General features: G+C 69.8%; 2 protein-coding genes. Both read right to left on the minus strand.

All coding sequences use genetic code 11. The features are described 5' to 3' along the window. Positions 1–4485, minus strand: a 4485-nt coding sequence (locus LLH23_19100; protein ID MCE5240572.1) for a hypothetical protein, incomplete at its 3' end; no start/stop codon positions are given. A gap of 198 nt (positions 4486–4683) precedes the next feature. Then, positions 4684–6721, minus strand: a 2038-nt coding sequence (locus LLH23_19105; GenBank protein ID MCE5240573.1) for a hypothetical protein, incomplete at its 5' end; no start/stop codon positions are given.

Here is a 6721-nt window from a genome sequence, read left to right on the forward strand (position 1 = left end):
GAACTCCTTGCGGTACCACGCGATCCCGTCATAGTCCTTCAGATCGGCGGCCTTCGTCTCCCACCCGCCGGGCGTCTCCAGCTCCCGCCAGGCCGAGGCGTCGAAGTCCGGCGCCGCCACCTGTGCCGCCTGCAGCTTCTTCTCCGGGTCGGTCGTGAAGCGCCACGGGCCCGACAGGTCGAGACTGACCGGGGCCGGGGTGTTCAGCCGCGCCTGCAGCGGGCAATCCAGCGCCACGCCGCAGTTGGTCAGCAGCCGCGCCAGCGCCACCAGTGCATGCCGCCACGTGCGCTTCAGTTGCGGCGCGTCCTGCCAGTTGAACATCGCCGGCGTGGACTGCATCAGCACGAACCGCTTCCCGCCCACAGTCCCCTCAGCGAAGACCCCGTTCGGCGCCATCTGCAAGTTGCCCGCCTGTGTGATGGCCGGGATGGTCATCCGCGCGCGCCAGTGGAACTCGCTATTGCCCAGTCCCGCCAGCGCCCCGGACGTCGGCCGCCCGATCAGCGTGTGGGTCAGCTTCCGCTCCTGCGTTGTGACGGGGAAGGGCAGGATCGCGCTGAGCGCCGGGCCGTCAAGACCGAGGCACACAACTGTCTGCGCCGCGCTCACCGCCGCCTGCGCCGCCTCGGCCTTCACCCCCGGCCCGATGACCGCGATGTCGCTCCCGCCGGTCTGCGTGCCGAGCTGCTTGAGCAGGGCTGCGAACTCGGCCCCCGCCTCCACCCGGCAGGGCCGCAGGGCCGTCTGCGCCGGCTGCTGTGCATACGCGAGCAAGTTCGCCAGCAGCCGCCCGGCCGCCGGGTCGGCCATGTCGCGCCCGCTGAAGTCAAGCTGTGAGAAGATCGCCCGGCCCTGCGGCGTGATCCACTCCGTCAGCGGCGTGTACTGCTGGTCGAACTCGCAGTCCAGGATGTTCGACCAGTTCCCCCGCGCCGGCTTCTCGATTACGACACTCGCGACCGACCCGTAGTTGCCCCACTGCCACGTCCGCGTGTTCATGAAGCCGCACCACAGCTCCTGGGGGTAGCCGCGGTGAAACTCCGCCCTGAGCGGATACGCGGGCAGCAGCGACGAGCTGCCCCGCCAGTCGCGCAGCAGGTCATCGCTCAAGCCCTGGCACACCGGGTGCCCCGGCTGCCGCACGAACACCCGCCGCACGCAAGGGCTCGCCGTGCGGAAGCCCCAGCGCCGCTGCAACACGTCCTCGGTCTGCTCGCAGATGAGCACATTGACCCCGCGCCCGGTCAGGCCGGCCAGACCGAGGCCCGGCCCCTCCGGCGTCATCGCCTCGCGCCCGATGATCAGCAGGCCCGTGCCCGCCGGCGCGACGGGTTGCGTCACCATGTCAAACCGCAACCCCACCTCCGTCAGGAGCTTCGCCGTCAGACCCTTGGGGTCGTACAGCGCGATCTTCGCCGTCGTCTTCGCCGGCGGCGTCGCCGCGACGACGGTGAAGTCGAAGCTGTCCTGCAGCGTCTCATCCGTCTTCCCCTCGAGCGTCACCGTCAGCGTAACCTTCCCCGGCGTGTCGCCCGTCGTTGGACCGCGGGTCTCCAGACCCGCAGCCGTCGGAGCGCGGTTCTCCAGAACCGCAGCCGTTGCCACGAACGTGAACGGGATCATCGCCTTGTCCCCGGCAGCGACCTTCACGGTGCCACGGCACTGCAGTGCCGTGCCGGTCGCCGTGCACGAGTATCCGAACGTCGCCTCCCGCCGCAGGTCGTTGATGATGACGATCTGCTTCTCGATCTTCTCCCCCGGCGCGAAGAGATGATCCTGCGCCGTGAAGCGCCGCGTCGGGCCGGCGATGTACGCCAGCGTCTCGCGGTTGACCCGTGCGAACATGCTCCCCAGCGACGTCGGCTCCACCTGCGCGAAGTCCGCCGCGATCAGCCAGTCGCCGCCGCTGTCGGCCGGGCGGAAGTCCGGGGCGATGCCCGGCCGCTGCAGGCGCGCCCAGTCGGTCGGGAAGTCCTGGCGCGGGCGCTGGGCGTTGGCCACCGGCTTGAACAGGTCGGCCTGGTCCCACGGCAGGATGGAGGAGATGCCGTACGTGCGGAAGGCCGGCCAGGTGAGCCGCGTGTGGAGGGTCTTGAGCTCCAGGAAGTTCTTCTCCCAGCGGTTGCCCCAGTACGCCCCCAGCACGTCCCAGATGTGGAACGGTTCATGCCGGGCGTAGACCTTCGCGATGGTGTCGTAGTGGTCGTCGGCGTACTGGGGGAGGTCGTACGCCCCATCGCCGTTGTACATCGCCCCGAACTCCTGCACGAGCGGCTCGGAGTTGACCTTGTTGCGCCAGATGAACGGCCCCGTCCGGTGGCCGCCCCAACTGGCCTGGTGGGGCAGGCCGAACTCGACGAGGAACAGCGGCTTGACGCCCTCGCTCGCCCACGCCGACAGCCACTCGATCCGCTCCTGCAGCGGCGTGAAGCACAGGTAGCAGTTCAGGGTCGTCATCTGGTTGAGCGTGCCGCTCTGGTGGTGGTAGCACGGGCGGGTGCCATCCAGGCCCATGACGTACTGCTCGGCCAGCGTCGCCGCGTGGCGGCGCTTCCACATCTCGGCGTCGTCCTGCTCGGACGGCTCGAACTTCCCGGGCAGCAGCGCCGGGCTCTGGTCGTCCGCCCAGCCGGTGAAGTTGTGGTTCATCGCCCACATGAAGACACACGGGTGGTTGCGCACCTGCTTCACTGCGTAGTCCACGATGCGGTTCCAGTCCGCCCGCTTCTCGGGGTTCTCGAAGTCGCGATAGATCCGCGACACGTGGCGGGTGGAGTAGCTCATCGGGAAGCCGACCTCGTCGCCCGCGCGCAGCGTATCGGCCATGTACGCGAACGACTGCGGCTCGTAGTCGTAGTTGCCGTGGATCACATAGTTGAAGCCTATGCTCCGCGCCCGGCGGAAGGTCTCCTTGACGACGGGGAGGCTCGACAGCGCGAAGTCGCGCCCCGTGTTGAAGTAGTCCAGGCACCGCAGGTGGATCCGCTTCCCATTGAGCATGAAGTCCTTGCCCTGGATCCAGAACTCGCGGAACCCGAACTCGGTCGGGGTCGTGACATCAAGCACCTTGCCGCCGCTGTCGAGCAACTCCACGGAGGCGGTGTAGAGGTTCGGCTGGTCGAGGTCCCACAGCTTCGCGTCGGCCCACGGGCCGAAGAACTCCTGCCGGTCCGCGCCCGCGAAGTCGGCGCTGGTGAAGGCCTTCACGGTCTTGCCGCCGGCGGCGACGCTGGTCCGCAGCCGGTAGCGCTGCGCCGGGTCGAGGCCCGTCAGCTCGCACGCCACCGCGAGCCCGCCCCGCCGCACCGACGGCTTGAGGAACACATCCTCAACTCGCGCCCCCCTCGGCTCGGACTCCAGATAACTGTCGCCGCACAGGCCCTTGAAGCGCGTCTCGGACCGCACCTTCTCGATCAGGTCCTCACGGGCGATCCGGATCTGCTCGGGCTCCAGCGGCAGGGCGAGGACATACACCGACAGCTCCTGCTCGGCCCCCGGCCGGGCCAGGCGCGTGATGTCCACCTTGCCGCCGGGCCACAGGATCCGTCCGGCCTCCTGCCCGTCCACCAGCACCCGCGCGGTCTGCTTGGGGTTGTCCAGGCTAATGAGAAGGCGCCGCCCGGCCCAACCGGCCGGGATGCTGATCCGGCGCTGATACCAGGCCGCATCCATCTTGCTCAAGTCCATCTGGTCTTCCCAGATGTCCGGCCCCAGCGGCGTCATGCACGAGTTGCCGGGCGTCCACGTGCCGGGCACCTTGTGGTAGCCCCACCCCGTCCCCGCCGCCGGCAGTTCCGTCTGCTTCAGGTCCACCGGGTGGAAGCGCCACAGCCCGTTGAGGCAGATCTTCCCCCGGGTCGCCGTCTGCTGCTGCCAGGCGCTCGCCACGTCCCACGCCGCCACCACGCCCGCCGGCAGCGTCGCATCCTCCACCACCGGCCGGAGCTTCAGCAGCGTGACGGAGACATCATCCCACTCGACCCTGCCCGTGGTGGTGAAGAGCGAGCACGACAGGTTCAGGCGCGTGGCCCCTACCGGCACGATGTAGTCGCGCTGCTGCGCCTGCCAGCCCTCGGTCGAGCCCGTGAAGTGCAGTACGTTCGGCCAGGCCCCGACCATCTTGCGGTTCGCGTCCTGGAACTGCATCGCGATGCGAGCGTCATACCAGCTCTCGGCGCCCTGCACGACGTTGGTCACGCGCACGCGGCAACTGACCCGCAGCTTCCAGAAGTTGTCGCCCAGCGGCACATCCTGCCCGGCGCTCATGCTGCCCGGAGTGGTGGCTTCTTGCACGATCCAGTGGTTGCCGTTCTCGCCGGCCCACCGCATCGGCCCGCCCCAGCCCCAGTCGGCCGGGCGCGTGCCGGACTTGTCCGCCGCCTCGAAGCTCCCGTTCTTGAGCAGCTCCTGACCGACCCGGGCCTCCTGGGCCAGGCCCATGCCGGCCACCAGCAGCGCAACGGCAATGGTGAACGCACGCATCTCGAGCCTCACTCTCCAGGCGGCCGCGAGCACCTCCGGCTGTCCCGCCGACCCGCCCCATTGAGGTACGGTTGCTTCGCTGGTCCTATTCGCGTGGTGTGCAGGGCTCTCCTGCGGGTGGCGCACAGCAACGTGGGGCCGCCCGGGCGGCCCCACGTGGTCGGCAAGTCAGTCACCCCGCGCGCACGGTCGTCGTCGCTACGGCATCCCGATGTCGAAGACCCGCTGCACCAGACGGAGGATGCCCCCCAGCGTCATGTTGTTGTCGACGACGTACAGGTCGCCGCTGGACGTGATGGTCAACACGTTGGGCTGAGAGAAGGTGGCCGTGTCTCCCCGGCCGTCGGTCCAGCTCGAGGCGCCGGTGCCGGCGACCGTGGTCACGACGCCGGCCGGGCTGACGCGACGGATGCGCCGGTTGCTGCGGTCAGTCACGTACAGATAGCCGGCGCTGTCCACGGTCACGTCCCTGGGCTCCCAGAACTGTGCTGCCGCGCCCACACCATCGGCATAGCCGGTGGTTGAGCCCGCGAGTGTGGTAACATTGCAGTCCGGCGTGATCCGGCGGATGCGGTGGTTGCCCATGTCGGCCACGAAGACACACCCGGCGCCGTCCACCGCCAGCCCGAAGGGGGTGTCGAACCGCGCGGCGCTGCCGATCGCGTCCGTCGTGCCCGACGCCCCGGCTCCGGACGAGTCATCCCCGGCCACGAGGCTAACCTGCCAGTGCGTCGGGTCCATCGGGCTGCCGCCCGTCCACTGCAGCATCCGCACCCGGTTGCCCGCGTACTCACTGACGTAGACGACCCGGCCGGTCGGGGCCGCGAGGCTCCCGGGGTAGTTGAAGCCCGCGACATCGCCGCGCCCGTTGGTGTTGCTGGCCGCGCCGCTGCCGGCAGCAGTGGTGACCTGCCACTGGGCCGGATCGGCGCTTGGCTCCCAATCTGCGCCCACTGCCGTCCCATACGGTGGCGTGCACAGGATACGCACTCGGTGATTGGCGTCGTCGGCCACGAACAGGTAGACGGCGCGCGGGTCGCCGGGCCACGGGCAGTCCGCACCCGAGACGGCGGCTATCCCTCCCGGCCTGGAGAACTTGGCCACGTTGCCCGTCCCGTTTACGTAGCCGCTCCCCATGCCGGGGACGCCGGCCAGGGTGCTCACGTTCCCGTCCCGGTCAATGCGCCGCACGGCGCAGTTGTCATAGTCGCCGGCATAGAGGTAGCCGTTCAGTTCGTCCAGTCCACATATGAAGCCCAAACGGGCCGCGGTGCCCGGGCCATCCGTGAACCCGGCCGAGTTGCCGGCCACATGCCGCACCCAGACGCGCGGGGAGCCGGCCCCCGTGGCAGCCTCCGGCGGAGCCAGCACACTCGTCGGCCCCTCCACCTTCACCGTGAACTCGAAGGCGGTGACGCCGGCGGGCACTACGAAGGCCCACGTCACCGGAGCACTCGCCTCGTCGGGTTGCAGGCTCGGGTACTTGCGGATGGGGAAGCTTGGGTACTCACTCCCGCTCGGGTTCGTCATCCAGGCATCGGCGTTGGACAGACGCACGCTCTCGCCTGTCGCGCCCGTCGGCGCACCGATCGGGAAGAAGCCCTCATTCGGCACCACCCGGCGGATACTGCTGTTCCCGTTGTCCGCCACATACAGCGTCCCGCTGCTCGCCGCCGCCACCAGACGCGGCGTATGGAACCGCGCCAGGTCGCCGCTGCCGTCCGTCGCACCCGCCGCCCCGTTCTGGCCCGCCAGCGTCTGCACGATCCAGTTCGACGCGCTCCCGATGGCCGCCCCCTCCCGCAGCCGCAGCTGCCGCAGCGTCCGCGCGTTCATGTCCGCCACCACCAGCGCCATCCCCCGCCCCCGGTCCGGCAATGCCGCCACACCATACAGCCCGTTGAAGGTCGCCACATTGCCCGCGCCGTCCGTCGCGCCCCCGCTCCCCGTCCCCGCCACCGTCGTCACCTGACCCGTCGGACGCACCACCCGCACCCGGTAGTTCCCCGCGTCCGCCACGTACACGTTCCCGTCCGCATCCACCGCCACGCCCCGCGGACCGTTGAACGCCGCCGCCGTCCCATTCCCCTCCGCGAACCCCGCCGTCCCCGACCCCGCCAGCGTTGTCACCAGGTAGTGTGACGGCAGCGTCCCGTCGCCGCTACTCAGCGCGATCCGCCGCACCCGGTGGCCCCCCTGCTCCGCCACGTAGATCACGCCAGCGGCGTCCACCGCC

Source organism: bacterium, from assembly GCA_021372615.1.
Classification (GTDB): domain Bacteria; phylum Armatimonadota; class Zipacnadia; order Zipacnadales; family UBA11051; genus JAJFUB01.